This is a genomic window from Pseudomonas sp. BNK-7, assembly GCF_048072025.1.
GTDB classification, from domain to species: Bacteria; Pseudomonadota; Gammaproteobacteria; order Pseudomonadales; family Pseudomonadaceae; genus Aquipseudomonas; species Aquipseudomonas danubii.
In genome coordinates this window covers 5,832,501-5,855,353 of the sequence record NZ_CP182252.1, presented here as the reverse complement: position 1 = coordinate 5,855,353, position 22,853 = coordinate 5,832,501, and the positions used below count along the sequence as shown (strand labels likewise).

27 protein-coding genes (1 of these 27 only partly in view) are annotated in these 22,853 nt (G+C 63.7%); 9 read left to right on the top strand and 18 right to left on the bottom strand.

Annotation, left to right across the window (positions count from 1 at the left end):
- Positions 1 to 283: 283 nt before the first annotated feature.
- From ACMGF8_RS26280 to ACMGF8_RS26240, 9 genes are all read right to left on the bottom strand, one after another.
- Positions 284 to 1,267, bottom strand: coding sequence for a metal ABC transporter solute-binding protein, Zn/Mn family (locus ACMGF8_RS26280; protein ID WP_207166320.1), 984 nt, complete (start codon positions 1,265 to 1,267; stop codon positions 284 to 286).
- A complete protein-coding gene (locus tag ACMGF8_RS26275) occupies positions 1,268 to 2,167 on the bottom strand; it encodes a metal ABC transporter permease (RefSeq protein WP_102860962.1) in 900 nt (299 codons plus the stop codon).
- Between the two features lie 13 nt (positions 2,168 to 2,180).
- Positions 2,181 to 2,924, bottom strand: coding sequence for a metal ABC transporter ATP-binding protein (locus ACMGF8_RS26270; RefSeq protein WP_102860963.1), 744 nt, complete (start codon positions 2,922 to 2,924; stop codon positions 2,181 to 2,183).
- Positions 2,921 to 3,850 (bottom strand): metal ABC transporter substrate-binding protein, encoded by a 930-nt coding sequence (locus tag ACMGF8_RS26265; RefSeq protein WP_102860964.1) that lies wholly within the window; start codon positions 3,848 to 3,850, stop codon positions 2,921 to 2,923. Before ACMGF8_RS26265 ends, ACMGF8_RS26270 begins: the two co-directional genes overlap by 4 nt.
- Before the next feature lie 35 nt (positions 3,851 to 3,885).
- A complete protein-coding gene (locus tag ACMGF8_RS26260; protein ID WP_416757763.1) occupies positions 3,886 to 4,458 on the bottom strand; it encodes a DUF6162 family protein in 573 nt (190 codons plus the stop codon).
- Complete coding sequence (locus tag ACMGF8_RS26255; RefSeq protein WP_102860965.1) at positions 4,455 to 4,793, bottom strand: hypothetical protein; 339 nt, start codon at positions 4,791 to 4,793, stop codon at positions 4,455 to 4,457. Before ACMGF8_RS26255 ends, ACMGF8_RS26260 begins: the two co-directional genes overlap by 4 nt.
- Positions 4,793 to 5,332: a hypothetical protein gene (locus ACMGF8_RS26250; RefSeq protein ID WP_060840346.1), complete on the bottom strand. Its 540-nt coding sequence runs from the start codon at positions 5,330 to 5,332 to the stop codon at positions 4,793 to 4,795. Before ACMGF8_RS26250 ends, ACMGF8_RS26255 begins: the two co-directional genes overlap by 1 nt.
- On the bottom strand, positions 5,329 to 6,552 hold the full coding sequence (locus tag ACMGF8_RS26245) for a PepSY-associated TM helix domain-containing protein (protein ID WP_060840345.1): 1,224 nt from the start codon (positions 6,550 to 6,552) through the stop codon (positions 5,329 to 5,331). Before ACMGF8_RS26245 ends, ACMGF8_RS26250 begins: the two co-directional genes overlap by 4 nt.
- A gap of 319 nt (positions 6,553 to 6,871) precedes the next feature.
- Positions 6,872 to 7,339: a VOC family protein gene (locus ACMGF8_RS26240; RefSeq protein ID WP_207166315.1), complete on the bottom strand. Its 468-nt coding sequence runs from the start codon at positions 7,337 to 7,339 to the stop codon at positions 6,872 to 6,874.
- 279 nt (positions 7,340 to 7,618) lie between these two features.
- Between ACMGF8_RS26240 and ACMGF8_RS26235 the strand changes: the two genes are divergently transcribed.
- From ACMGF8_RS26235 to ACMGF8_RS26225, 3 genes are all read left to right on the top strand, one after another.
- Positions 7,619 to 8,842 (top strand): SfnB family sulfur acquisition oxidoreductase, encoded by a 1,224-nt coding sequence (locus tag ACMGF8_RS26235; RefSeq protein ID WP_416757759.1) that lies wholly within the window; start codon positions 7,619 to 7,621, stop codon positions 8,840 to 8,842.
- Between the two features lie 4 nt (positions 8,843 to 8,846).
- Complete coding sequence (locus ACMGF8_RS26230; RefSeq protein WP_102860970.1) at positions 8,847 to 9,512, top strand: methionine ABC transporter permease; 666 nt, start codon at positions 8,847 to 8,849, stop codon at positions 9,510 to 9,512.
- A gap of 82 nt (positions 9,513 to 9,594) precedes the next feature.
- Positions 9,595 to 10,365, top strand: a complete 771-nt coding sequence (locus tag ACMGF8_RS26225) for a MetQ/NlpA family ABC transporter substrate-binding protein (protein ID WP_115580601.1) — start codon at positions 9,595 to 9,597, stop codon at positions 10,363 to 10,365.
- A 91-nt stretch (positions 10,366 to 10,456) separates the two neighbouring features.
- Here the strand turns inward: ACMGF8_RS26225 and soxR are convergent, their stop codons facing one another.
- Positions 10,457 to 10,930, bottom strand: coding sequence for a redox-sensitive transcriptional activator SoxR (soxR, locus tag ACMGF8_RS26220; RefSeq protein ID WP_102860972.1), 474 nt, complete (start codon positions 10,928 to 10,930; stop codon positions 10,457 to 10,459).
- Positions 10,931 to 11,038: 108 nt separating this feature from the next.
- Between soxR and ACMGF8_RS26215 the strand changes: the two genes are divergently transcribed.
- Positions 11,039 to 11,401: an antibiotic biosynthesis monooxygenase gene (locus ACMGF8_RS26215; protein WP_102860973.1), complete on the top strand. Its 363-nt coding sequence runs from the start codon at positions 11,039 to 11,041 to the stop codon at positions 11,399 to 11,401.
- Here the strand turns inward: ACMGF8_RS26215 and ACMGF8_RS26210 are convergent.
- The 4 genes from ACMGF8_RS26210 to msuE form a co-directional block, all read right to left on the bottom strand.
- Positions 11,398 to 12,498 (bottom strand): sigma-54 interaction domain-containing protein, encoded by a 1,101-nt coding sequence (locus ACMGF8_RS26210; protein ID WP_305948747.1) that lies wholly within the window; start codon positions 12,496 to 12,498, stop codon positions 11,398 to 11,400. The genes ACMGF8_RS26215 and ACMGF8_RS26210 overlap by 4 nt on opposite strands.
- A 24-nt stretch (positions 12,499 to 12,522) precedes the next feature.
- Positions 12,523 to 13,710: an acyl-CoA dehydrogenase family protein gene (locus tag ACMGF8_RS26205; RefSeq protein WP_110597227.1), complete on the bottom strand. Its 1,188-nt coding sequence runs from the start codon at positions 13,708 to 13,710 to the stop codon at positions 12,523 to 12,525.
- 134 nt (positions 13,711 to 13,844) lie between these two features.
- On the bottom strand, positions 13,845 to 14,984 hold the full coding sequence (gene ssuD / locus ACMGF8_RS26200) for an FMNH2-dependent alkanesulfonate monooxygenase (protein ID WP_102880373.1): 1,140 nt from the start codon (positions 14,982 to 14,984) through the stop codon (positions 13,845 to 13,847).
- Positions 14,985 to 14,993: 9 nt separating this feature from the next.
- Positions 14,994 to 15,557, bottom strand: coding sequence for an FMN reductase (msuE, locus tag ACMGF8_RS26195; protein ID WP_102860977.1), 564 nt, complete (start codon positions 15,555 to 15,557; stop codon positions 14,994 to 14,996).
- 399 nt (positions 15,558 to 15,956) lie between these two features.
- On the opposite strand from msuE, the gene ACMGF8_RS26190 reads away from it, so the two are divergent.
- The 4 genes from ACMGF8_RS26190 (at position 15,957) to ACMGF8_RS26175 (ending at position 20,179) form a co-directional block, all read left to right on the top strand.
- Positions 15,957 to 16,217, top strand: coding sequence for a hypothetical protein (locus tag ACMGF8_RS26190; RefSeq protein WP_102861010.1), 261 nt, complete (start codon positions 15,957 to 15,959; stop codon positions 16,215 to 16,217).
- A 103-nt stretch (positions 16,218 to 16,320) separates the two neighbouring features.
- On the top strand, positions 16,321 to 16,935 hold the full coding sequence (locus ACMGF8_RS26185; protein WP_102860979.1) for a LysE family translocator: 615 nt from the start codon (positions 16,321 to 16,323) through the stop codon (positions 16,933 to 16,935).
- 210 nt (positions 16,936 to 17,145) lie between these two features.
- Complete coding sequence (locus ACMGF8_RS26180; RefSeq protein WP_102860980.1) at positions 17,146 to 18,315, top strand: cysteine desulfurase family protein; 1,170 nt, start codon at positions 17,146 to 17,148, stop codon at positions 18,313 to 18,315.
- 55 nt (positions 18,316 to 18,370) lie between these two features.
- A complete protein-coding gene (locus ACMGF8_RS26175; protein ID WP_102860981.1) occupies positions 18,371 to 20,179 on the top strand; it encodes an aminopeptidase P family protein in 1,809 nt (602 codons plus the stop codon).
- 71 nt (positions 20,180 to 20,250) lie between these two features.
- Here the strand turns inward: ACMGF8_RS26175 and ACMGF8_RS26170 are convergent, their stop codons facing one another.
- Both ACMGF8_RS26170 and ACMGF8_RS26165 read right to left on the bottom strand, forming a co-directional pair.
- Positions 20,251 to 20,844, bottom strand: a complete 594-nt coding sequence (locus ACMGF8_RS26170) for a 2-hydroxychromene-2-carboxylate isomerase (protein ID WP_102860982.1) — start codon at positions 20,842 to 20,844, stop codon at positions 20,251 to 20,253.
- A gap of 35 nt (positions 20,845 to 20,879) precedes the next feature.
- A complete protein-coding gene (locus ACMGF8_RS26165; RefSeq protein WP_102860983.1) occupies positions 20,880 to 21,620 on the bottom strand; it encodes an SDR family oxidoreductase in 741 nt (246 codons plus the stop codon).
- Positions 21,621 to 21,712: 92 nt separating this feature from the next.
- On the opposite strand from ACMGF8_RS26165, the gene ACMGF8_RS26160 reads away from it, so the two are divergent.
- Entirely contained in the window at positions 21,713 to 22,282 is a 570-nt protein-coding gene (locus ACMGF8_RS26160; RefSeq protein WP_115580594.1) for a TetR/AcrR family transcriptional regulator, read from the top strand.
- A 9-nt stretch (positions 22,283 to 22,291) separates the two neighbouring features.
- Here the strand turns inward: ACMGF8_RS26160 and ACMGF8_RS26155 are convergent, their stop codons facing one another.
- On the bottom strand, positions 22,292 to 22,573 hold the full coding sequence (locus ACMGF8_RS26155; RefSeq protein ID WP_102880366.1) for a hypothetical protein: 282 nt from the start codon (positions 22,571 to 22,573) through the stop codon (positions 22,292 to 22,294).
- A gap of 158 nt (positions 22,574 to 22,731) precedes the next feature.
- Positions 22,732 to 22,853: the 3' portion of a threonine/homoserine exporter RhtA gene (gene rhtA, locus ACMGF8_RS26150; RefSeq protein WP_102860986.1), read on the bottom strand. It continues 766 nt past the right edge of the window; only the last 122 of its 888 coding nucleotides appear in the window; its start codon lies off the right edge, out of view; the stop codon is at positions 22,732 to 22,734.

Sequence of the window (22,853 nt, the reverse complement as noted above, 5' to 3'; positions counted from 1 at the left end):
ACTGTAGCCGCTGCTGAGCCATAGCGAAGCTGCGCAAAGGTCCGCAGGACCTTGCTTGGCGATTGTCTGTCGAGCGCCGCGTCCCTGCGCCGGAGTGCCGCCCAGGCCTTCGCAGCCTGCGGCAGCGGCTACAAAAGTCCGGATCGAGATGGGTGCTGTAGCCGCTGCTGAGCCATGGCGAAGCTGCGCAAAGGTCCGCAGGACCTTGCTTGGCGATTGTCTGTCGAACACCGCGTCCCTGCGTCGGAGTGCCGCCCAGGCCGTTCGCAGCCTGCGGCAGCGGCTACAAGGCCAGGGCCTGGGTGACTTTCTGCAGGTTGCCTTCCAGTTCGTCGAGTGGGTCGGCGCCGTCGGTTTCAAGGACCAGCAACTGGCTGCCACCGGCGCTGATGGCGGCTTTCAGTGCCTCGGACGGCTGGCGGTGGTGCAGGACCAGGGCCACGTCGTTGTCCTTGAGCCGGGCTTGCAGCTTCTGCAAGGCTTCGGGCGTCCATTCGTTGTCGGCGCGGGCGTCGACTTCCACCAGCTCCAGGTTCAGGCCGCTGACCAGATAGCCAAAGTGCTCGGAGAGGCTCAGCACGCTGAGGTTGTCGGCCTCGGCCAGGCGCGCTTCGCTGTCGGCGCTGAGTTTGAGCAGGCGTTGTTTGATTCCCGCCAGGTTGCGCTCGATCTGCGGCTTGGCTTCGGGGGTCAGGCGTGCCAGGTCGGCGGCGAGCACATCCGCCATGCGCCCCAGGTTGTTGCTGGACAGCCAGGGCTGGGCGTTGAGCCCGTCGCGCTGGCCCGGTTGCAGGGCCACCCCGGGCAGGGCGCCATCCACCGGGCGGGCGGCATCGATCTCGACGATGCGGATGTTGCTGCGCCGGGCGTTGGGGTACAGCGGGTCGTCCGGCCAGATCGAGCGCAGACCGATCACCGCGTCGGCATCCAGCGCCAGCTTGCTCAGGGCCGGGGCACCGCGCCCGGTGAAATAGGCGGTCTGCCGCGAGCCGGGAAGATTGGCCGGGGCCGCCCGTTCCAACTTGACGTGGGTGCCCTGCAGCAGGATCTGCCCCAGGCCGAAGGTCACTGGCAGCGAGGCCAGCACCGTCAGCGGTTTTTGCGAGGCGGCGCTGTGCAGCGCGGTATTGCCCATGCCGTGGCTGGCCACCACGCGCATCGGTTCGAAGTGGTCGCGCTCGGCCAGGGCCGGGCTGCTGATCAGGCCGCCGAGGATCAGGGCCAGGCTCAGTTGAGGCAGTGACAAGTGACGCAGTGAACTGTGCATTTATCCGATATTCCCTTTCAGGCTGGGGACGGTGCCGCGGGCGATGGCGGACAGGGCGAAGGCCACGCCGGCCACCAGGATGATGGCCGCGCCGGAGGGCACCGGCAGGTCGAAGATGATCGGCAGCAAGATGCCGCACAGGGTGCTGACGGTGGCGATGCTCACCGAGATCCAGAAGAAGCCCTTGAGCGACTGGCTGAGCAGGCGGGCGGCAGCGGCCGGAATCACCAGCAGCGCGCCCACCAGGATCGCGCCGATGACCTTGACCGCCGCCACGGTGATCAGGGTCACCAGGATCACGAACAGGTAGTCCAGGGTCTTCACCGCCACTCCGCGCACGGCCGCCAGCTGCGGGTTGAAGCTGGCCAGCATGATGCGGTTGTACAGCGGCAGGCTCAGGCCCAGCACCAGGGCGCCGACGATCAACAGCACCAAGAGGTCGTTGCCGTTGACCGTGAGCACCGAGCCGAACAGCACGTTTTCCAGGATGTGCACGTTGATCTTGCCGGCCAGGATCAGCAGCAGGCTGGCGCCCAGGGCCAGGGACACCGAGAGGAACACCCCGATCAGGGTGTCCGGAGCCAGCCCGGTGCGGTTGCGCAGGTAGTTGAGGAGGATGCCGAACAGCAGGCAATAGCCGAACAGGCTGCCGTAGGGGCCGGTGTAGGGTTCGCCCAGCAGGATACCGATGGCCACACCGGTCAGCGCCGCATGGCCCACGGCTTCAGAGAAGAAGGCGAAGCGCTTGACCACCACCAGCGTGCCCAGGCCGCCGAGCACCGGGCCGATCAGCAGGCCGGCCAGCAGCGCATTGACCACAAAGCCGTAGGCCAGGGCTTCGGGCAGGTAGCCGGCCGAGGCCCAGCCCTGGACCATCAGGCGAAAAGTTTCATAAGTCATCAGGCGGTACTCCTCAGACAACGGCAGCGCCGGCTCGTGGATGGGTGGAGAACAGACTGAGCAGGCGCTCCGGGGTCAGGGTCTGTTGCGCCGGACCGTCGAACAGCACCCGGCGGTTGAGGCCGGTGACTCGGTCCGCCAGGCGACCCACCGCCTCAAGGTCGTGCTCGATCCACAGCAGGGTGATGCCGCTCTGGCGCCAATCGTGGAGCAGGCGTTCGAAGACCTGGATCCCGGCTTCGTCCAGGGCCGACATCGGTTCGTCCAGCACCAGCAGTTGCGGGGCCGGGATCAGCCCCTGGGCCAGCAGCACGCGCTGGCGTTCACCCCCGGACAGGGCGCCCATGCGCCGTTTGCGCTTGTCCTGCATGCCGACCCGTTCCAGGGCTTCGCCAATCGCCTGGGCGTAATGCCGGCTCAGGCCAAGGAAGGCCGGGCGCCGCTGGCACATGGCGGCCATGAAATCGTCCACGGTCATCGGCAGGCCACGGTCGAACTCCAGGGCCTGGGGCACGTAGCCGATGGTGCCGGGGGCGCCGGGCCATTGCAGGCGCAGTTGGCCCTGGTGCGGCATCTGCCCCAGCAGGGTCTTGATCAGCGAACTCTTGCCGCCGCCGTTGGGCCCCACCAGTGCGTGCACGCTGCCGGGCTGCACCTGGAAGGTCACGCGGTCGAGGATGGTGGTGCGGCCCAGGGTCAGGCTGACCTGGTCGAACTCGATGGCAGGGCCGCGCAGCAGGGTTTCGATGGCGGTCATGCCCCGGCCTCCTGGATGGCCCGGACCACGGTGTCGAGGTTGCCTTTCATTTCCTTCTCGTATTTGTCGGCGCTGTAGTCGCCGTAGGAAATGTGCGACAGAGGGTAGAGCTTGACCCCGGATTCGCGCTGGATGGTCTCGACGTAGGTGGAGGGGAAGTCCATCTCCGAGAAGATCACCTTGACGTCCAGTTCCCGCAGTTGGTCGATGGTCTTCTTCAACTGGCTGGGGCTGGGCTCGATGCCGTGGGCCGGTTCCACCACCGCGGTGACTTGCAGGCCGAACTCACGCAGCAGGTAGTCGTAGGCCGCGTGTACCGTGGCCACCCGCAGGTCGGCGTTGGGCGCCTGGGTCAGCTTGGCCAGGGCGTCGGCGCGCATCTGCCGCAGGCGCTTGCCGTAGGCCCGGGCGTTCTGGGTGTAGGTCTTGGCGTTGGCCGGGTCCATCTTGCCCAGCTCCCGGGCGATGTTGTTGACCTGGGCGATGGAGGCGCTGATGGACAGGAAGGTGTGCGGGTTGACCACTTTGCCGGCGCCCCGGGCGGCGACGCCGGTGGCGGCCAGCAGCGGCACGTTCTCGTTGGCTTCGATCACCGGGATGTCCGGGCGCTCGCTGGCGGCGATCATGCGGTCGGCGAAGTCATCGTGGCCCACGCCGTTGAGCACGATCACGTCCAGGCTGCCGATGCGCTTGATGTCCTCGGCCCGGGGCTCGTAGGCGTGGGGGTTGAAGCCGGCGGGAATCAGCGGCACCACCTCGGCCTTGTCGCCGACAATGTTCGCTACGTAGCTGTAATAAGGGTGCAGGGTGATACCGATGCGCAGGCGCTTGGCCGGGTCGGCGCTGACCAGGGGGCTGAGCACCAGGGCCAGCAGGCTGACCAGCAGCACCCGCAGGAATGGGCGGCGTTGCGATGAAATGGGCATGGCTAGCGTTCTTCTCTCGGGTGAATGCAAAAAGATCAGTGACGATGCTGGCGAGTCACCCCGGCATCGAATTGCGCGACCACCTGTTGCCAGCCGGCGGCGGCCAGCGTCGCGTCGCTGAGATCGACCGGCACGGCGACGGATGGGGCGCGGTTGAGCCAGATGTCCACCTTGGCCTGATTCTCGGTGTCCAGGCGCATCAGGAAGGAGCCGGCCACTTGCGGGTTCTGGCTCAGGCCCAGGTAGACCTGGTCCTGCAATTGCCAGGCATGGCCGCCGCGACTCACCGAGCTGGCGTCCTGGGCGAAGGGGGCGAAGCCTTCCTCGGCCAGTTGCTCCGGGCTCGGCAGCGTCTGGCTTTCGGCCTGCAGCAGATGGATCTCGTCGAGGGTCACTCGCAGGTCGGCGTAGATGCCCTGTTCGCCGGCGCTCAGATCGCGGCGGGCGTCGAGCTGGTGGCTGGCGACGCTGGCGGTTTCGACTGTTTCGCCGCGCCACAGCACCACGCTGCCGGCGACACACAGAATCAGCAGGCACAGCAACAGGACGTAGAGGGTTTCGTGACCGGCGCCGGCGGGGCGCACGACCTGGGTGGTGGCAGGAGTCATGGGGTCTCGATATCCGCTTGGTCGATCTCGACCACGTGGCCGGGGCCTGCATCGAACAGCACGTAGAACTCGCTGGAAGGCTTCTTGAAGGTCAGGGTCGAATCGCTGCCGAGCTTGCCCGGCACGAGGATGGTTTCGTCGTAGCCGATCACGTCCAGGGTCACTCCCGGCGCGCCGCTGCCGTCGGAAAAACCGCCGGTGCAGCGGATCTGCTCGGCGTCGATGGCCTTGCATTCGCACATCGGGTTGTGGGCCAGGGCGCTGTGGCTGAAGGCTGCGCCCAGCAGCAACAGGGCAGCGGCGCCGAGGCGCCGGGTGGATACTGCGCGAATCATCATTTGCCTCCTTGTTTTTCGAGCCAGGCCACGGTGGCGGGGGACGCCTGGCTCAGGGGAATGGATGCCTGGTGCATGCTGCCGTCCCAGCCTTCCAGGGTGATCCACAGCTCAGCGTCGGCTTTGGTCTTTTCCGGAATCGGCAGGCTGGCCCCCATGCGGTACGGGCTGCCGAAGAAGATCACCCCGGCGGCCCGCAGGCTGCGAGGTTTGCCGATGCGCAGGTAGGTCGCCTTGACCGGTTCGATGCAGGCCTGGCACAGGGCAGCGTTGAAGCTTTTCAGGTAGCCGGCGGGGCCATCGCTGCGGGGCGCTTCGTTGCGCATCTCGGCCAGACGCAGGCTCCAGGGGCCGACCTGGATTTCACCGATCTCCCGTTCCCCCAGGCCGCTGTCGCCGCGAAACAACGAGGCATCGGCGAGGTACTTGGGCATGAAGCCCAGGGGGATCAGCAACAGCAGGATGTTCAGGTGAAAGCGCCATTTATGCCAAAGCCGGCTCAGCTGCGAAGGCGCGGTTGCGCTGTGGGTCTGGCTCACGGGTGGCTCTCCGAAGTTTCGATGCTCATGGCCGGGGTGGGCGTCGGCACGGGTTTGCTCGCGGGACGCGCCCGGGCGGCCTTCTCCTCACGCTTGAGGGCGTTGGCGGTGGCCAGGGCGGTGCGCTTGGTCCAGATCAACAGCCCGCTGAGGACCATCATGCTCAGCACCAGGCCGAAGAAGAACCAGATCAGCTTGACCCAGATCCCGCCAAAATCTCCGGTGTGCAGCGGGCGCATGGACTCGGTGACGAACTCCAGGGTGTTGCGGTCCCCCAGCAGGTGAGAGGTGTCCAGGGAGCCGGTGTAGGGGTTGATGTTGGCGGTCTGGTACATCAGCGGGTACCAGCCACGACCGCCTACGTACAGGTGGCTGTAGGCATTGCTTGGCAGGCTGACGAAGCTGATGTCGAAACCGGGGATCTTCTGGGTGGCGATGCCGATGGCCTGGTCCAGGCCGATCATCGGCGCGGGGCTGCCATCGGTGGTGGTCGGCACCTGCTCCCGGGCGATGACCGGAACAATGGGTTGGCTGGAAATGCTGATGTGGTTGTCGGCGAGCACGGCCTCGATCAGGAACCAGATGCCGGTGATCGAGATCACCGTGATAAACCAGATGGACCAGATGCCGCTCAGGCGGTGGAAGTCGCCCCAGAAGATCCGTGCCCCATGGCGCAGGCGCAGGGTCGGCTTGAGAAAGCCCTTCCAGAACTTCTTGTAGACCACCAGCCCGGTGATCAACGAAATCAGCAGCGGCAGGCCGAGGAACGACACCAGGTACCAACCCCAGCTGTAGCCGTTGGTGAAGGGCACCAGCCACCAGCCATGCAGGGCCCGGGTGAAGCCCTGGAAGTCGAACACTGGGCTGGTGCCCTGGATCGCCCCGGTGTAGGGGTTGACGTACAGCGTTGGGGACCGGCCGTCCGGGTAGCTGACGCTGACGCTCAGGGCGAAATGGCTTTCGTCCGGGGTCACGATGGTATCGATGCGGGTGCTGGGGTCGGCCTGCTTGATGGCCGCCACGATCTGGTCGTAATTAAGCGGCTGGGCATCATCGCTGGGTTTACTGGCTCGGATATCCGGATTGGCCAGCCATACGATCTCCTGGCTGACCACCGCCAGGGTGCCGGTGACACAGACGATCAGCACGAAGAACCAGATGGGCAGGGCCAGCCAGCTGTGCACCAGAAACCAGATTTTTGAACGGGACTTCTTCGACATGGAGTGGGCGTCTTGATTCGAGGAATGGAGCGGCACTGGAACCCTGGGCCGAGCCCGGCGCAAAGGTGCCGGGCATAGCCTTGGCCAACGCGGCCTGCTGCATCTAATTAAGACGAATGAGAATCGTAAATCCTGAAAGGCGATATGAAAGTAAATGTTACGAAGCCAGGGAAGCCCCGTAAAAATGGGTTTTTTCCTGGGCTTTGGGTTTGTGCATCAGGGGCGGCTGATCGGTGTAGGCGCTGGCTGGCCAGCGAAGGGGAGCCTGAGATCACCTTCGCCGGCAAGCCGCTCCTAGGGTCTTGGGCGCCAGGGCGGGTCAATGGGGTTGTTGCTGGAACATTTCCTGCGCCCGCCGGCTGATTTCCTCGGTACTCAGGTCTTCCTTGCGGCTGGCCAGGAACCACACATGGCCGAACGGGTCACGCAGGCTGCCGCTGCGGTCGCCGTAAAACTGGTCCTTGAGCGCCGACACCTCGGTGCCGCCGACGGCCAATGCCCGGGCGAAGCTACGATCGACATCTTCCACATACAGATGCAGTCCAACCGACGTCTTGTGGCTGTCCGGGCTTTCCATCGGGGTTTCTTCACAGGGGCTGCCGAGCATGATGGCCGAGCCGCCGATGCGCAGTTCGGCATGGCCCACGCTGCCGTCGGGCATCTCCAGGCGCATGGTTTCCACCGCGCCGAAGGCCTGCTTGTAGAACTCGATGGCCTCGGCGGCGCGCTTGATGCCCAAGTAGGGAGTGACGCCGTTGAAGCCTTCGGGAATGGGTTTGACGCTCATCTGGGTTTCTCCTTGATGTTGTTGGAAACGGGTCCGTCGCTGGATCGAGCAGCGTTCACTCTATACCCGGGAACCTTCGGTGCCGGTGTGGGCTGACGAGGTGTCGTCCAGGCAACAGCGACTCACTGTTGGCCCAACAACAGCCCTCCAGCAATTTGTCTGGCGGCCCGCTGGGCAACCGCCAGGAACGGGCTGTAAGCCCTTGAATTCACGGGGCTGATCTTTCGGCACAGAAGCTGCAATGGCGGGGTGGAACCTTCATTCGCCCGAGAGCGCTGTATGCCTTCATTGCCTGAATCTGCCGTTTATCCCCTGCATACCCCGGCCGCCCATGTGATCCGCGATGGCGCCGAAGCGTTGATCGTGGCCCGGCGCGTGGCTGCCGTCCTGCTGGAGCAGGACGCCGAGCGCGACCGCACTCGTGAGGTGCCGTCGCAGGTGGTCGACCTGTATTCCAACAGTGGCCTGTGGGGCATCAGCGTGCCCCGGGAATATGGCGGTGCCCAGGTGTCCTACGCGGTGCTGGCCGAGGTGATCGCCATCATTTCCGCCGCCGATCCGTCCCTGGGGCAGATCCCGCAGAATCACTACTGCCTGCTGGAAGACATCCGCCTGCAAGGCACCCCGGAGCAGCAGGCGCACTTTTTCGCCCTGGCCCTGCAAGGCCACCGTTTTGCCAATGCGCTGTCGGAAACCGGCGGCAAGAACGTTCAGGACATTCAGGCCAGCATCCGTCGCTCAGGTGAGGGTTATGTGATCAACGGCCGCAAGGGTTACTGCACCGGTTCGCTGTACGCCCACTGGCTGGCGGTGCTGGCCCTGGACGAGCAGGGCCGCGGGCAACTGGCCTTTGTGCCCCGGGGCAGCGAAGGGCTGGTGGTGATCGATGACTGGGACAGCATCGGCCAGCGCACCACGTCCAGCGGCACGGTGCTGGCGCAAAACCTGCTGGTGCCGGCCTTCAACCTGTTCCCCACCTATCGCTCCTATGAAAGCCCGACCCTGGCCGGGCCCTTCGCCCAGCTGACCACGGCGGCCATCGACGCCGGCATCGCCCGGGCGGCGCTACGGGACACCGTCGCCTTTGTTCGTCAGCACGCCCGGCCGTGGATCGACGCCGGGGTGGAAAAGGCCAGTGAAGATCCACTGACCATCATCCAGGTGGGGGCCCTGGAGATCCGCCTGGAGGCCGCCGAAGCCCTGCTGGAGCGGGCCGGCCTGGCCCTGGATGCGGCGCGTCCGGCACCTGATGAAAACAGTGTCGCCCGGGCTTCCCTGGCGGTGGCCAAGGCCAAGGTGCTGACCACCGAGATCGCCATCGAGGCCAGCAACAAGCTGTTCGAGTTGGGTGGCACCCGCTCGACCCTCAAGCGCCACAACTTCGACCGCCACTGGCGCAATGCCCGGGTGCACACCCTGCACGACCCGGTGCGCTGGAAGTACCACGTGGTGGGCAACTGGCTGCTCAACGACATCAAGCCACCGCGCCACGATTGGTCCTGATGCCATGGCCGAGTGGTTCAAGAACATTTATTGGGCCGATATCGCCCAAGCCTGTCTCGACACCCTGAGCATGCTCGGTGCGGCCCTGGGCTTTACCGTGCTATTGGGGCTGCCGCTGGGGGTGCTGCTGTTTCTCACCAGCAAGCGCCAGTTGCATGAAGCCCAGGGCATCTATCGAGTGCTGTCGGTGCTGGTCAACGTGCTGCGTTCGTTGCCCTTCATCATCCTGCTGATCGTGCTGATTCCCCTGACCACCTTGCTGGTGGGCACCTCCCTCGGGGTGCCGGGCACCATCCCGCCGCTGGTGGTGGGCTGTACACCGTTCTTTGCCCGGCTGGTGGAAACCGCCCTGAGGGAGGTGGACCGTGGAGTGGTGGAGGCGACCCAGGCCATGGGCGGCAGCACCTGGCAGATCATCCGCCACACGTTGTTGCCCGAAGCCCGAGGCGGCCTGCTGGCAGCGGTCACGGTGACCGCCATCGTGCTGGTGGACTACACCGCCATGGCCGGGGTGATCGGCGCTGGCGGGCTGGGGGACCTGGCGATTCGCTACGGCTACCAGCGTTTCCAGACCGACGTGATGCTGGTCACCGTGGTCCTGCTGCTGGTGCTGGTGCAGGCCCTGCAGATGACCGGCGACCGCCTGGTGGCGCGCTACAGCCGACGTTGACCCGACGTATTCACTACCTGAAAAAAACCGGCCTCACGTGCGCCCCACGACGGCTCTCCGTATCTGCCTTAGGAGCAACTCCATGAAAAAGACCCTGGCCATGTTGGCCGCTGTGCTGTCCTTGAGCGTGCATGCCAACGAGAAACTGGTGGTGGGCGCCACCCCGGTGCCCCACGCCGAGATTCTCGAATTCGTCAAACCCGAGTTGGCCAGGGAGGGTGTGGACCTGGACATCAAGGTCTTCACCGACTTCATCCAGCCCAACCAGCAATTGGCGTTGAAGAACCTCGACGCCAACTACTACCAGTACCGGCCGTTCCTCGACGACTTCAACAAGACCCGGCACACCGACCTGGTGCCGGTGGTGGGGGTGCACATCGAGCCCTTCGGTGCCTATTCCACCAGGATCAAGCACATTGCCGAGCTCAAGGACGGCGCCACGGTGTCGATTCCCAACGACCCGGTGAACACCGGTCGTGCCCTGGTGCTGCTGCATGAGGCGGGGCTGATCAAGCTCAAGGACCCGAGCAACACCCAGGCCACCCCGCGAGACATCGTCGACAACCCCAAGCACCTGAAGATCCGTGAACTGGAAGGCGCCTTGCTGGCTCGCTCGGTGAGCCAGGTGGACCTGGCGTTCGTATTCGCCAACTACGCCCTGGAAGCCGGGATCGACACCAACAGCGCCTTGATCGTAGAGAAGGGCAAGGACCTGTACATCGAGTTCCTGGTGGCCCGCCCGGACAACCGCAACGACCCGCGGGTTCAGAAACTGGCCAAGGCGCTGAACTCCGACGCTGTGCGCCAATTCATCCTGACCCGCTACAAAGGCCAGATTGCCCCCGGCTTCTGAGCACCTGCTCCCCCTTGTGGAGCTGGCTTGCCAGCCAAGAGGCCCGTGAATCCGCCTTCGCCGGCAAGCCGGCTCCTTGGAGGGAGGCCGGCTACGGGGTGTCGATGGTGGCGTCGGGCTCCAGCAGGCGGGCGCCCGGGCCGGCGTCTCCCAGGGCATCTCCGTGGTTGCGCAACGGACACCCTTCCAGGGACAGGCAGCCGCAACCAATGCACTGGTTCAGCCGCTCGCGCAGCAGGCTCAGTTGGCGGATGCGTTCGTCCAGTTCGCGGCTCCACTGTTCCGACAGACGCTGCCAGTCCGCGGCAGTGGGCGCGCGGTCGGCGGGCAGGGTCGCCAGGGCCTGGCCGATCTCTGCCAGGGGAATGCCCAGGCGCTGGGCCACCTTGATCAAGGACACTCGACGCAGCACCGAGCGCGGATAGCGCCGCTGGTTGCCGGCGTTGCGGTTGCTCTTGATCAGTCCTTTGCTTTCGTAGAAGTGCAGCGCGGTCACGGCCACGCCGCTGCGGGCCGAGAGCTGGCCCACCGTCAGTTCTTTGTGGAGGGCGTCGGGTTCGATCATTAAAGGGCACCAGGATGAAAAACAGGCTTGACCTTGACTTAACTAGAGGTTTTACCCTGCAGCGCATTCAATCGCAAGATTCTGTCCGACCGCTGTAAGGAGCCGTTCATGACCGCATTTGAGAGAAACCGCAGTTTCACCCAGTTGATCGAGTTCGAGATCGAACCGCACCAGCAGGAGGCTCTGGTGTCGGCCTTGTCCTTGCAGACCGAGCGTCTGGCCCAGGGCTATGGCGGCTTTCTCAGTGCCAGTGTGCAGGCCAGCGACGACGGTCGGCGGGTGCTCAATTACCTGCAATGGCAATCCCGGGAAGCCGGCGAGGCGGCCTTCGAGCGTTTCGAGAGCGGCGAGCAGGATTTCTGGCAGTTGATCCTGACCCATCAGGCCAAGACCGTGACCTTCGGTTCGTTCCAGGTGCTGAGCAGTATTGCCCGCAGCCAGGACAATGCCTTGCACTGCAAACTGCTCTAGATCGACAACTGCAGGGTGCGTTCGCTGTGGGCGTCCACCGGGCGCCGCTTGTTGACCGCCAGTTCGCCGATCTTGATCAGCCGGGTGCGGGTGACGTTGCGGCTCAGGCCCAACAGGTTGGCGGTGTGCACCTGGTTGTAGTGGCTGAAGCGATAGGCCGCCCGCAGCAGGGCGTCCTCGACCTTTTCATGCAAGGCGCCGGCCTGTTCGGCGAAGAGTTTCTGGAAGGCGCGGTCCAGCAGCGCTTCGGCTGAGTCGTCGTGGCTGGGATGGCTGTCGTCGGCACGCTCGATGCGCATGTTCGACAGGCGCAGGTCATCGCGCTCGATCACGCCGTCGCGGCAGATCAGCAGGGTGTGGTGGATGACGTTTTCCAGTTCGCGGATGTTGCCCGGCCAGCTGTAGCTCTTGAGTTTGTATTCGGCCTCTTTGCTGATGCTGATGCTGCCGTAGCCCAGGCGCTGGCTGTAGGCCTCGATGAAGTGCCGGGTCAGGGGCAGGATGTCGCCGGGGCGCTCGCGCAGCGGGCTCAGTTCCAGGCTGACCACGTCCAGGCGGTAATACAGGTCCTCGCGAAAGTGCCCGGCGTTGATGGCCTTTTCCAGTTGCACGTTGGTGGCGGCCAGGACCCGCACATCGATGGGGATGCTTTTGCGCGAGCCCAGGCGCACCACTTCGCGCTCCTGCAGCACCCGCAGCAGCTTGACCTGGATGGCCATGGGCAAATCGCCGATCTCGTCGAGGAACAGTGTGCCGCCGTCGGCCTCTTCGAACCAGCCGGCCTTGGCGCTGAGGGCGCCGGTGAAGGCGCCTTTTTCATGGCCGAACAGTTCGGCCTCCACCAGGGATTCGGAGAAGGCTCCGCAGTTCACCGCCACGAACGGCCGGTTGCGCCGGGCGCTGAGGTTGTGGATATGGCGTGCCACCAGCTCCTTGCCGGTCCCGGTTTCACCGATGATCAGCACGCTGGCTTCACTGGGTGCCACCTGTTGCAGGTGCGCCAGCAGGGCCTGGGATTTCGGGTCCTCGAACACCTGGGCGGTGGCGCGGATCGAGGTCGCCAGGGCGGGCGAAGGGGGTAGGGTCAGCAGCTGCATCGGCACTCTCCGTGAACAATAGGGCTAGGAATAAAAAGTCGGGGTCGGCAGGGACTGGTTCAGTGCCCAGTCACCCAGCTCGTGAAGCTTGTAATCCAGCGGGTCGTGCAGGGTCTGGGTGCGCAGGTTGCGCCAATGGCGGTCCAGGCGCAGGGAGGCGTGGGTCGAGCGTGCGCCGGTGACTTCGAACAGCCGGCTGCACAGGTCCAGGCCCTGGCGGCTGGCGGCGACCTTGGCGGTGGCGATCGCCGTGGCCAGGTGCCCGCGCTCCTCGGCACTGAGGTTCGGGCCTTTGGCCCAGGCCTGGTCCAGCAGCCCGGCGGCCCGCTCCACCAGCAGGCGGATGCCTTCAAGGGCCACCCAAAACTCGCCGTAGTGGCTGAGGATGTAAGGGTCCTGGCGCACGTCCTGGGCGCTGGACTTATGCCAGACCCGGGTCTCGCTCAGGGTGTATTGCCGGGCTTCCTCGAAGGCGCCTTCGGCGATGCCGAGGAACATGTGGGTAAAGGTCAGCTGAGCGATCAGCGGGCGCAGGCAGGCGAACGGGGTGCTCAGCGGGCCCGGGTCCAGCAGCAGTTCCGACTCTTCCACCCTGACCCGTTCAAAGGTGGCGCTGCCGCTGTCGGTCTGGCGCTGGCCCATGTTGTTCCAGTCGTTGTGCAGGGTGATGCCGCTGCGGCCGCTGGGGATGGCGGCGATCAGCAATTTGCCGCCGTTGCTCTCATCCACTGCCGAGGCGATGAGCATTTCCGAATCGCTGGCCCCGGAGCAGAAGCTCTTCTTGCCGGAGAACTCGCGCCAGCCGCCGAGGTTCTTGACCAGGGTGCGGGTGTCCAACGGGTTGAGGGCGTTGCCCCAGAACCAGTTCTTGCGCGCGGTCTGTTCGAACCAGGGTTGCCATTGTTCGGGCTTGGCGAACAGGCGCACGGTGGCCAGCATCAGGTGATGGAAGCCGAAGACGTGGGCGATGGAGCTGTCGACCCGAGCGAACTCGCGGACGATGTTCAGGGTTTCGCTCCAGGGCGCGCCGAGCCCGCCGAACTGGGTGGGGATGCTCAGGGCCAGCAGGCCACTGTGGCGCAGGGCATCACGCTCGGCTTTGGGGGTGCCGCCACGTTCATCGCGTTCGACGGCGGTGAGGGCAAACTCGGCGGCCAGTTGGCGAGCGGTCTGCAAGGGGGACAACAGGGCGCTTTGCGGTTTGGCAGTCACGCGGTGTTCCTCGTGGGTGGCCGTTGCGGCGGCCGGGAAAAGGTACTGCGAGCTGCAGGAGCTGGCTTGCCAGCGAAGAGGGCCGGAAGATCGCCTTCGCCGGCAAGCCGGCTCCTACAACAGCTTTGGGGATTTCAGCGGCTGTTGGGCAACACGTCATTGGCGATCATTTCGCCGAACGGCCCGGTCAGGTTGGTCACGCCGCGGCCGGCCAGGCTGGCATAGGGTTCCGGCAGCAGTGGGAACACCAGTTCGGCGAAGCGGTAGGCCTCTTCCAGGTGCGGATAGCCGGAGAAGATGAAGCTCTCGATCCCCAGGTCGGCGTATTCCTTGATGCGCTCGGCCACTTGTTGCGGGTTGCCCACCAGGGCGGTGCCGGCGCCACCACGCACCAGGCCGACCCCGGCCCAGAGGTTGGGCGCGATCTGCAACTGATCGCGGCGACCGCCGTGCAAGGCGGCCATGCGCCGCTGACCTTCGGAGTCAAAGCGCGCGAAGGATTGCTGGGCGGCGGCGATGGTGTCGTCACTGATGTGTTCGATCAGCTTGTCCGCAGCTTTCCAGGCTTCATCCTCGGTTTCGCGAACGATCACGTGCAAGCGAATGCCGAACTTCACCGTGCGGCCCTTGCGTGCAGCGCGTTCGCGCACGTCGGCCAGCTTTTGGGCTACCGCCGCCGGAGGCTCGCCCCAGGTCAGGTACACGTCCACCTGATCGGCAGCCAATTCGTGGGCGGCCTCGGAGGAGCCGCCGAAGTACAGCGGGGGATAGGGTTTCTGCACCGGTGGATACAGGGCCTTGGCGTTCTGCACATGCAGGTGCTTGCCCTCGAAGTCCACGGCTTCGCCTTGCAGCACCCGGCGCCAGATCTGCAGGAATTCGTCAGTCACTTCGTAGCGTTCGCTGTGGCTGAGGAAGCTACCGTCGCCACGGTTCTCGTCCGGGTCGCCACCGGTGACCACATTGATCAGCAGGCGGCCGTTGGACAGCCGGTCCAGGGTGGCGGCCATGCGCGCGGAAACAGTGGGGGAGATGATCCCCGGGCGAATCGCCACCAGATAGCGCAGGCGCTCGGTCAGGGGCACCAGGGCCGAGGCGATGACCCAGGAGTCTTCGCAGGAGCGTCCGGTGGGAATCAGCACGCCGTGATAGCCCAGGCTGTCCGCAGCCTGGGCCACTTGCTTGAGGTAGTTGAGGGTGACCGGGCGGGCGCCCTGGGCAGTGCCCAGAAAGTGGCCGTCGCCGTGGGTCGGAAGAAACCAGAACACATCCATGACAGGTCCTTAAGCGATTTTCAGCAGGTTTTTCGGGTGAGCGCCAAACAGCGGCGCAGCCCGTTCGGCGGCCAGCTGGATGCGGGCTTTCAACAGTTCGCTGGTGATCTGGTAATGGCTGAAGTCGGCTTCGGTGGCGTACACGCCGATCGGCAGGGTCAGGGCCTGGAAGAAACTGAACAGCGGACGCAACTGGTGATCCAGCACTAGGGCGTGGCGCTCGCTGCCTCCGGTGGCGGCCAGCAGCACCGGGGTATCGATCAAGGCGTTCAGGTCGATGAGGTCGAACAGGTGCTTGAGCAGGCCAGGGTAGGAGCCGCGATAGACCGGGGCGGCAACGATCAACAGGTCGGCGTTTTCGATGGCCTGGAGCTCGGCCTCGACCTCGGCGGGCAGTTCCTGGCGCGACAGGGCTGCGCCTAGCGGACGGGCAATATCGCCCAGTTCGATGAGGTGGCTGTTGATCGGCAGGTGCCCGGACAGTTCGTCCAGCAGGGCCTGGGTCAGCACCAGGGTGCGGGACGGGCGCCAGGTTCCACCGGAGAGGGCAACGACGTTCAAGGGACGGGACATGATCGGTTCCTTTTTAAACAGTGGCTCTACGAGCAATGGCAGGTGTCCTGGATCGGGAGCAAGAGCTGTACCAACCCGTTAAAGCCTTGTATTACGGGGCTTTCCGGCGATCCGGTGCGGATTGGCTGCTGTTGCGCAGGCACTGTTTTGTTGATCGACTGTTGCCGGATGAACAGTTGCCAGGGCAACAGTTGGGCAACGCAATGCAGCTGTTATAAAGGCTTGCTGTTATTCCTCAAAAGAGCTTGTTTCCATATTTATAGGTCTTTATGGAATATAAGGGGTGACTGCCAAGGCCTTGGAACGGTCAATAGCGACTATCGAGCTGGATGATTTTTGCCAGTGCCGGTGCGGGAGTAGCCTTTGTTCATTGTTCTCAACCCGCTCCTGGTGCTCGCCATGAAGGCTTCCTCCGTTGTTCTGTCGATGTTGGTTTTTAGCGTGCTGGCCGGCTGCGCCAGCCCGGGCACTCCAGAGCTGCGTCCCTACACGGCCGAGGAAACCCGCGAACTGGCGCTGGAAGCCTTGAATCGCCGCGGCTTGTCGTTCGATGAGTACCAGCAGAAAAAGGCCGAGCTGCTTGGCCGTCCTGCGGCGTTCGATCACCAGGGCGAGATGAGCGCCCAGCGCAATATCAGTCGACACCATCCGGCCAGTTGAAGAGAACTGTACGGGTCGAAGTTTTGCGTAACTGTCCGTGGGTTTCAGGCAGGCCCTGAGTTAGGGTCGAGGCCTGATCGCCCTTGCCCAGGACCTTGCATTCATGACCCTTTCCGTTGACCTGCTGTTGGCGTTCGCCCTGTTTGCCCTGGTCACTTCCATCACGCCCGGCCCTAACAACACCATGTTGCTGGCCTCGGGGGTGAACTTCGGCTTCAACCGTTCCATTCCTCATATCCTGGGCATCAGCTGCGGTTTTTTCGTTCTGGTGCTGGCGGTTGGCCTGGGCCTGGGGGCGGTGTTCGAGGCCTATCCGTTGCTGTACAGCGTGCTGCGATATGTCGGAGCGGCGTACCTGCTGTACCTGGCGTGGAAGATCGCCCGTTCCGGGCCCATGTCCGAGGAGCAGCAGGGCCAGGGGCAACCTTTGGGGTATTGGGGGGCTGCGGCGTTCCAGTGGGTCAATCCCAAGGCCTGGGTGATGGCGGTGGGGGCCATCAGCACTTACACCCCGCTACAGGGTTATTTCACCAATGTGCTGGTGATCGCGGCGGTGTTCGCTTTGATCAACGCCCCTACGGTCAGCCTCTGGGCCGCGTGCGGCAGCTTGCTGCGCAATGTGCTGCGCAACCCTCGCTGGCTGCGCCTGTTCAATCTGGGAATGGCCGGATTGCTGGTGATTTCCCTGGCGCCCTTGCTGCTGGAAAACATCAGTTAAGCGGCGCTTCAACGCGTTGCCCCGAGCCTGTTAAGCTGCGTCCCAGGAGCGTTCCTACGCACTTTTAAACGAAGGTGTTCTTCTTTAACTGCATCCGATCGCGTATTGCTCAGTGCCCGCTGTTGACGCGCCGTTCTTGTACGGCGCGCTTGTGCATCATCTTCTCTGAGCCAATGCCGATCCTGGAACAAGCTCTGCGGGTCTTCAGTCATGAACAAACGTCCTCTTTATTTCGACTACGCCGCCACCACGCCGGTGGATGAGCGGGTCATCCAGGTCATGCTGGAATGTCTGGGTTTCAACGCCAATTTCGGCAACCCGGCGTCCAGTTCCCATGCTTTTGGCCAGGAGGCGCGGCGCAGTGTCGAGCGCGCCCGGCAGCAAGTCGCACAGTTGGTGGGGGCGCAGCCGGAGCAGATCGTCTGGACTTCCGGCGCCACCGAATCCAACAACCTGGCGCTCAAGGGCGTGATGCAGGCTCGGGGCCTGAGCGGTGGGCACATCATCACCAGCCAGATCGAACACAAGGCGGTGCTCGACACCGCCCGCCAGTTGCAGGAAGCCGGCGTGGCGGTGACCTATCTGGTGCCCGACGCCGACGGGTTGATCACCGCCCAGGCGGTCAGTGAAGCCTTGCGCGACGACACTTTTCTGGTGTCGTTGATGCTGGTCAACAACGAACTGGGCACCCTCAACGACATCCCGGCGATTGGTCAGGTGGTGCGTGAGCGAGGTGCGCTGCTGCATGTGGATGCGGCCCAGGGTGCCGGCAAGGTGGCGATTGATCTTGGGCACTGGCCGGTGGACCTGATGTCGTTCTCCGCGCACAAATTGTATGGCCCCAAGGGCATCGGCGCGCTGTATGTCGGGCCGCGGGCGCAGCAGCGGCTGCTGGCGCAGATTCATGGCGGCGGTCACGAAGGCGGATTGCGTTCCGGGACCCTGGCCACCCATCAGATCGCCGCCATGGGCGCGGCCTTTGCCCTGGCGGGTGAGTTGTTCGAGGAAGAAACCGCGGCCATCGTCCGTCTGCGCCAGCGACTGCTGGAGCAACTGGCGGGCATTGCCGGCCTGCGCTTGAATGGCAGTGTCAGCCAGCGCATTCCCCATACCTTGAGCCTGACTTTCAGCGAGGGGGGCTTCGATTCGGCAGCTCTGAGTGCGTCCCTGGCGTTTTCCGCGACCTCGGCCTGCAATTCGGCAAGCAATGCGCCTTCCCATGTGCTGCTGGCATTGGGGCACGATGCATTGCAGGCCAGTCGCACCATTCGCTTGAGCCTCGGGCGTTTTACCACCGAGGAGGATGTGGATCGCGCCGCACAATTGATCAAGGCGTCATGCGCCACTGCTCCGGCGTTCTGGGCCGGAGCCCAGTCTTGAAGGTCGAGTGATCTCGATCTTCCATAACAATGAATAAGCCGGTTAAGGAGACACAATGAGTACCCAGCCTTCGACCCAGGGAGTGGTCCCCCAGCGCTTGGCGCACGTCCGTCAGTTGATGAGCCGCGAGGGCATTCATGCCTTGTTGGTGCCGTCGGCCGACCCGCATCTGTCGGAATACCTGCCGGGTTACTGGCAGGGGCGCCAGTGGCTGTCGGGCTTCCATGGCTCGGTGGGCACGCTGATCGTGACCGCGGATTTTGCCGGGGTCTGGGCCGACAGCCGTTACTGGGAACAGGCCAGCAAGGAGCTCAAGGGCAGTGGTATCGAACTGGTGAAGTTGCAGCCGGGCCAGCCTGGCCCCCTGGACTGGCTGGCGGAGCAGACTCCGCAAGGCGCGGTGGTGGCGGTAGATGGCGCGGTGATGGCTGTGGCCTCGGCCCGCACCCTGAGCGCCAAGTTGCAGGAGCGCGGAGCCCGTCTGCGGACCGACATCGATCTGCTTCAGGAAGTGTGGAGTGATCGTCCCGCGTTGCCGGATCAGCCGGTGTATCAACACGTGCCGCCGCAGGCGACGCAGAGCCGGGTGGAGAAGCTCGGCAAGCTGCGGGAAACCCTGAAGGAGCGTGGCGCGGATTGGCATTTCATCGCCACCCTCGACGATATCGCCTGGCTGTTCAACCTGCGGGGGGCGGACGTTTCGTTCAACCCGGTGTTTGTGTCCTTCGCCTTGATCAGCCAGCAGCAGGCCACTTTGTTCGTGGCCTTGAGCAAGGTCGATGACCCGCTGCGTGGGGTGCTGGAGGCGGATGGCGTGAGCCTGCGGGACTATTCGGAAGTGGCGGCGGCGCTGCGCGCAGTGCCTGAAGACGCGACCTTGCAGATTGATCCGGCACGGGTCACCAGCGGCCTGCTGGACAATCTGCTTCCCGGGGTGAAGCTGCTGGAAGGGCTCAATCCCACTACCTTGTCCAAGTCGCGCAAGAGCCTGGCGGACGCCGAGCACATTCGTCAGGCCATGGAGCAGGACGGCGCGGCCCTCTGTGAGTTCTTCGCCTGGTTGGAGAGTGCCCTGGGGCGTGAACGAGTCACCGAGCTGACCATTGATGAACACCTGACCGCCGCCCGTGAGCGGCGTCCGGGTTATGTCTCCCTGAGTTTCAATACCATTGCCGCATTCAATGCCAATGGGGCGATGCCTCATTACCACGCCACGCCTGAAGAACACGCGGTGATCGAGGGCGATGGCCTGTTGCTGATCGACTCCGGCGGCCAGTACCTGGGCGGCACCACCGATATCACCCGCATGGTGCCGATCGGTACACCAAGTGCCGAGCAGAAGCGCGATTGCACCCGAGTGCTCAAGGGGGTTATCGCCTTGTCCCGGGCGCAGTTCCCTCGGGGCATTCTTTCGCCGCTGCTGGATGCCATCGCTCGTGCGCCGATCTGGGCCGAAGGCGTGGATTACGGACATGGCACCGGGCATGGTGTCGGCTACTTCCTGAATGTGCATGAGGGGCCGCAGGTGATTGCCTATCAGGCCGCACCGGCGCCGCAAACCGCGATGCAGCCGGGGATGATTACTTCCATCGAACCGGGGACTTATCGTCCCGGGCGTTGGGGGGTGCGGATCGAGAATCTGGTCTTGAACCGTGAGGCAGGTACGACCGAGTTTGGTGAGTTCCTGAAGTTTGAAACCCTGACGTTGTGCCCGATCGACAGCCGTTGCCTGGAACCGTCGTTGCTGACTCAGGATGAGCGCGAGTGGCTCAACGCTTATCACGGTGATGTTCGCCGGCGCCTTAGTCCGCTGTTGCAAGGGGCGGCGCTGGAGTGGTTGCAGGCGCGCACTGCGGCGATCTGATGCAAGGCCTCACCCGCGCAACGCGGGTGAGGTGGCTGCGGCGACTCAAGCGTCGCCGCAGATGCTGGTGGTCACTTGCTCAAGGCTTCCCGGACGAAGTCGAGCCGATCCTGACCGAAAAACAATTCCTCACCCACGAACATGCTGGGAGCACCGAATACTCCCCGCTGCAAGGCCTGTTCGGTGTTGTTCCTGAGAGCGGTCTTGACGTCCTCGGCATTGCTCAGGTCGAGGATCTGCTGTGGGTCGAAACCGCCTTGTTCCAGGACCTGGGCGACGCTGGCGGCGTCGTTGAGGTTGCGTTTGTCGACCCAGAGTGCGCGGAACAGGCAGTCGATGAAATCGATGAAGCGTTCCGGTAAATGCATCTGCACTCCGGTCGTGGCGCGCATCAGCAGCAGGGTGTTGATGGGGAAGTGCGGGTTGAAATTGAGCTCCACCTGATAGCGCTGGGCGAAGCGCGCCAGGTCCTGCAGCATGTAGCGGCCTTTGGCGGGGACGCTGATGGGGGATGCGTTGCCGGTGGTCTTGAAGACGCCGCCCAGCAGCATGGGTTGGTACACCAGTTGGCTGCCGGTCTGGGCACAGATCTTCGGCAGTTGGGTGTAGGCCAGGTATGAAGTCGGGCTGCCCAGGTCGAAGAAGAACTCCACCTTTTTATTCATGATGCAGATTCCCTGATTGTTGTTATGGAAGGGGATTACCAGCGTTCGTTCCAGGGACGCAGGTCCAGTTCGAAGGTCCAGGCATCACGGGGCTGGCTGTGCAGGTACCAGTAGTTCTCGGCGATATGCTCGGGGTTGAGGATGCCGTCCTGATCCTTGAGGGCATATTTCTCGGGAAAGCTGGTGCGGATGAAGTCGGTGTCGATGGCGCCGTCGACGATGATGTGGCCGACGTGGATGTTCAAGGGCCCCAGCTCCCGGGCCATGCTCTGGGCCAGGGCGCGGATACCGTGCTTGGCGCCGGCAAAGGCGGCAAAGCCCGCAGCGCCGCGGACCCCGGCGGTAGCGCCGGTGAACAGGATGGTGCCGCGCTTGCGGGTGACCATGCGCTTGGCCACCTCGCGGGCATTGAGGAAGCCCGAAAAACAGGCCATCTCCCAGATCTTGAAGTATTTGCGTGCGGTTTCCTCAAGGATGCTGCAGGGCACGTTGGCGCCGATGTTGAAGACGAAGGCTTCGATCGGACCGATCTGGGTTTCGATTTGTTCGATCAGTGCCACCACGTCTTCTTCTTTACGCGCATCGCAGGCAAAACCATGGGCTTGGCTACCGGTTTGCTGGATGGCCTCCACCAGCGGCTGCAGTTTGTCCGCGCTGCGTCGGGTCACGCAGGCAGTAAAGCCTTCTGCGGCGAAACGCTTGGCAATGGCACCACCGGTGGCATCACCGGCACCGACCACCAGTACGACTTTGTTCTTGTTCGAGGCTGTAGTCATGGGAGGCTCGCTATTGGGTAAACGATCGTTAACCAAACGAACGTTATGCTATGATTTTTCTGTCGTCAAGCGAGCAGGGGAGTCCATCAGGAATGCGTTATTCAGTCGGCCATAAGCAGGAAACCCGTGAACGCCTACTGCGGAGCAGTGCCACCCAGGCCAAGAACAACGGTTTTTCTACTGTCGGTGTAGATGCGTTGATGAAGGCCATCGGCCTCAGTGGCGGGGCTTTTTATACGCACTTCACGTCCAAGGACGAGTTGTTCGGTTCCATCGTCGAGCGCGAGTTGAGCCAGAGCCTGGAGCGCCTGGGCGGGGAGGGGCGGCAGAATCAGGCAAAGCTGCGGCGCTGTCTGAAGCAGTATTTGAGTGTGGCGCATCTGCAGCAGCCGGGAGCGGGCTGTGCGTTGCCAGCATTGGGTGCGGAGATTGCTCGGGGCAGTGTCGAAGTCCGACAGGAGGCGCAAGACTGGATCTGCCGTTTGCATCAGGCTTGGGCGCAGACTTTAGGTAGCGAGAGCCTGGCCTGGTCGATTCTGTCGCAGTGTGTCGGCGCGTTGGTGGTGGCGCGAATGCTGGTGAGCCCGAGTATCCAGCAGCAGGTGCTGGCGTCGAGCCATGAACAGATCATTGGGCAGCTGGAAGGGCTGCCCGAAGATTGAACGGTGCCACTATTTGCAGATGATGATCATGCTGCGGCTGGTGTAACCGGCTGGGTTCAGGCCGAAGGGGTAATCCCCCGGGTCCTCCACGGCATCACCAGATTTGGCGATCACCTTGTAGCCTTTGGGGCCGCAGGACTGGGTGGCCTTGGTGTAGCACTTGTCCCAAGAAGAAGACAAACCCGAGCAGTTGATGTGGAGTCCTTTCTTACCCCGTTTGACTTCAGTTTTCGCGGTCGCAGCGCAGCCTGCAATGGCAAGTACGGCCAACATTATCAAAAATCGTTTCATCCCCGTCCTTATCGCTAGCCCCGGATCTAACGCCCGAGTGTGACTGCATTAGCTATGGTCTTTTGCGTTTGCGATATCCCTGTCTGACAACTCCATGGCTGACGTTGAGTAGCCGACTAAACATGGCCTAATTGAACGGCAATTACCAGAGTTGAATCTCAATCAACCGCAACTAATGGTTTGGACTCGCGGCGCATGGTCAGGGTTGCCCCTACGGAAGCAAGGATGATGCAGGCGATGGCCATCCATTGCGCGAGGGAAAGGTATTCGTGCAGGAATA

What these genes read in the sequence shown, in the direction of transcription:
- ACMGF8_RS26245 (WP_060840345.1), bottom strand. Translation starts at nt 6,552, where the DNA reads ATGTCGAAGAAGTCCCGTTCAAAAATCTGGTTTCTGGTGCACAGCTGG.
- ACMGF8_RS26235 (WP_416757759.1), top strand. Translation starts at nt 7,619, where the DNA reads ATGCCTTCATTGCCTGAATCTGCCGTTTATCCCCTGCATACCCCGGCC.
- ACMGF8_RS26270 (WP_102860963.1), bottom strand. Translation starts at nt 2,924, where the DNA reads ATGACCGCCATCGAAACCCTGCTGCGCGGCCCTGCCATCGAGTTCGAC.
- ACMGF8_RS26275 (WP_102860962.1), bottom strand. Translation starts at nt 2,167, where the DNA reads ATGACTTATGAAACTTTTCGCCTGATGGTCCAGGGCTGGGCCTCGGCC.
- ACMGF8_RS26165 (WP_102860983.1), bottom strand. Translation starts at nt 21,620, where the DNA reads ATGACTACAGCCTCGAACAAGAACAAAGTCGTACTGGTGGTCGGTGCC.
- ssuD (WP_102880373.1), bottom strand. Translation starts at nt 14,984, where the DNA reads ATGGATGTGTTCTGGTTTCTTCCGACCCACGGCGACGGCCACTTTCTG.
- ACMGF8_RS26225 (WP_115580601.1), top strand. Translation starts at nt 9,595, where the DNA reads ATGAAAAAGACCCTGGCCATGTTGGCCGCTGTGCTGTCCTTGAGCGTG.
- ACMGF8_RS26260 (WP_416757763.1), bottom strand. Translation starts at nt 4,458, where the DNA reads ATGACTCCTGCCACCACCCAGGTCGTGCGCCCCGCCGGCGCCGGTCAC.
- ACMGF8_RS26215 (WP_102860973.1), top strand. Translation starts at nt 11,039, where the DNA reads ATGACCGCATTTGAGAGAAACCGCAGTTTCACCCAGTTGATCGAGTTC.
- ACMGF8_RS26280 (WP_207166320.1), bottom strand. Translation starts at nt 1,267, where the DNA reads ATGCACAGTTCACTGCGTCACTTGTCACTGCCTCAACTGAGCCTGGCC.
- ACMGF8_RS26175 (WP_102860981.1), top strand. Translation starts at nt 18,371, where the DNA reads ATGAGTACCCAGCCTTCGACCCAGGGAGTGGTCCCCCAGCGCTTGGCG.
- ACMGF8_RS26265 (WP_102860964.1), bottom strand. Translation starts at nt 3,850, where the DNA reads ATGCCCATTTCATCGCAACGCCGCCCATTCCTGCGGGTGCTGCTGGTC.
- soxR (WP_102860972.1), bottom strand. Translation starts at nt 10,930, where the DNA reads ATGATCGAACCCGACGCCCTCCACAAAGAACTGACGGTGGGCCAGCTC.
- ACMGF8_RS26155 (WP_102880366.1), bottom strand. Translation starts at nt 22,573, where the DNA reads ATGAAACGATTTTTGATAATGTTGGCCGTACTTGCCATTGCAGGCTGC.
- ACMGF8_RS26210 (WP_305948747.1), bottom strand. Translation starts at nt 12,498, where the DNA reads ATGCAGCTGCTGACCCTACCCCCTTCGCCCGCCCTGGCGACCTCGATC.
- msuE (WP_102860977.1), bottom strand. Translation starts at nt 15,557, where the DNA reads ATGTCCCGTCCCTTGAACGTCGTTGCCCTCTCCGGTGGAACCTGGCGC.
- ACMGF8_RS26190 (WP_102861010.1), top strand. Translation starts at nt 15,957, where the DNA reads ATGAAGGCTTCCTCCGTTGTTCTGTCGATGTTGGTTTTTAGCGTGCTG.
- ACMGF8_RS26255 (WP_102860965.1), bottom strand. Translation starts at nt 4,793, where the DNA reads ATGATTCGCGCAGTATCCACCCGGCGCCTCGGCGCCGCTGCCCTGTTG.
- ACMGF8_RS26170 (WP_102860982.1), bottom strand. Translation starts at nt 20,844, where the DNA reads ATGAATAAAAAGGTGGAGTTCTTCTTCGACCTGGGCAGCCCGACTTCA.
- ACMGF8_RS26160 (WP_115580594.1), top strand. Translation starts at nt 21,713, where the DNA reads ATGCGTTATTCAGTCGGCCATAAGCAGGAAACCCGTGAACGCCTACTG.
- ACMGF8_RS26240 (WP_207166315.1), bottom strand. Translation starts at nt 7,339, where the DNA reads ATGAGCGTCAAACCCATTCCCGAAGGCTTCAACGGCGTCACTCCCTAC.
- ACMGF8_RS26230 (WP_102860970.1), top strand. Translation starts at nt 8,847, where the DNA reads ATGGCCGAGTGGTTCAAGAACATTTATTGGGCCGATATCGCCCAAGCC.
- ACMGF8_RS26185 (WP_102860979.1), top strand. Translation starts at nt 16,321, where the DNA reads ATGACCCTTTCCGTTGACCTGCTGTTGGCGTTCGCCCTGTTTGCCCTG.
- ACMGF8_RS26180 (WP_102860980.1), top strand. Translation starts at nt 17,146, where the DNA reads ATGAACAAACGTCCTCTTTATTTCGACTACGCCGCCACCACGCCGGTG.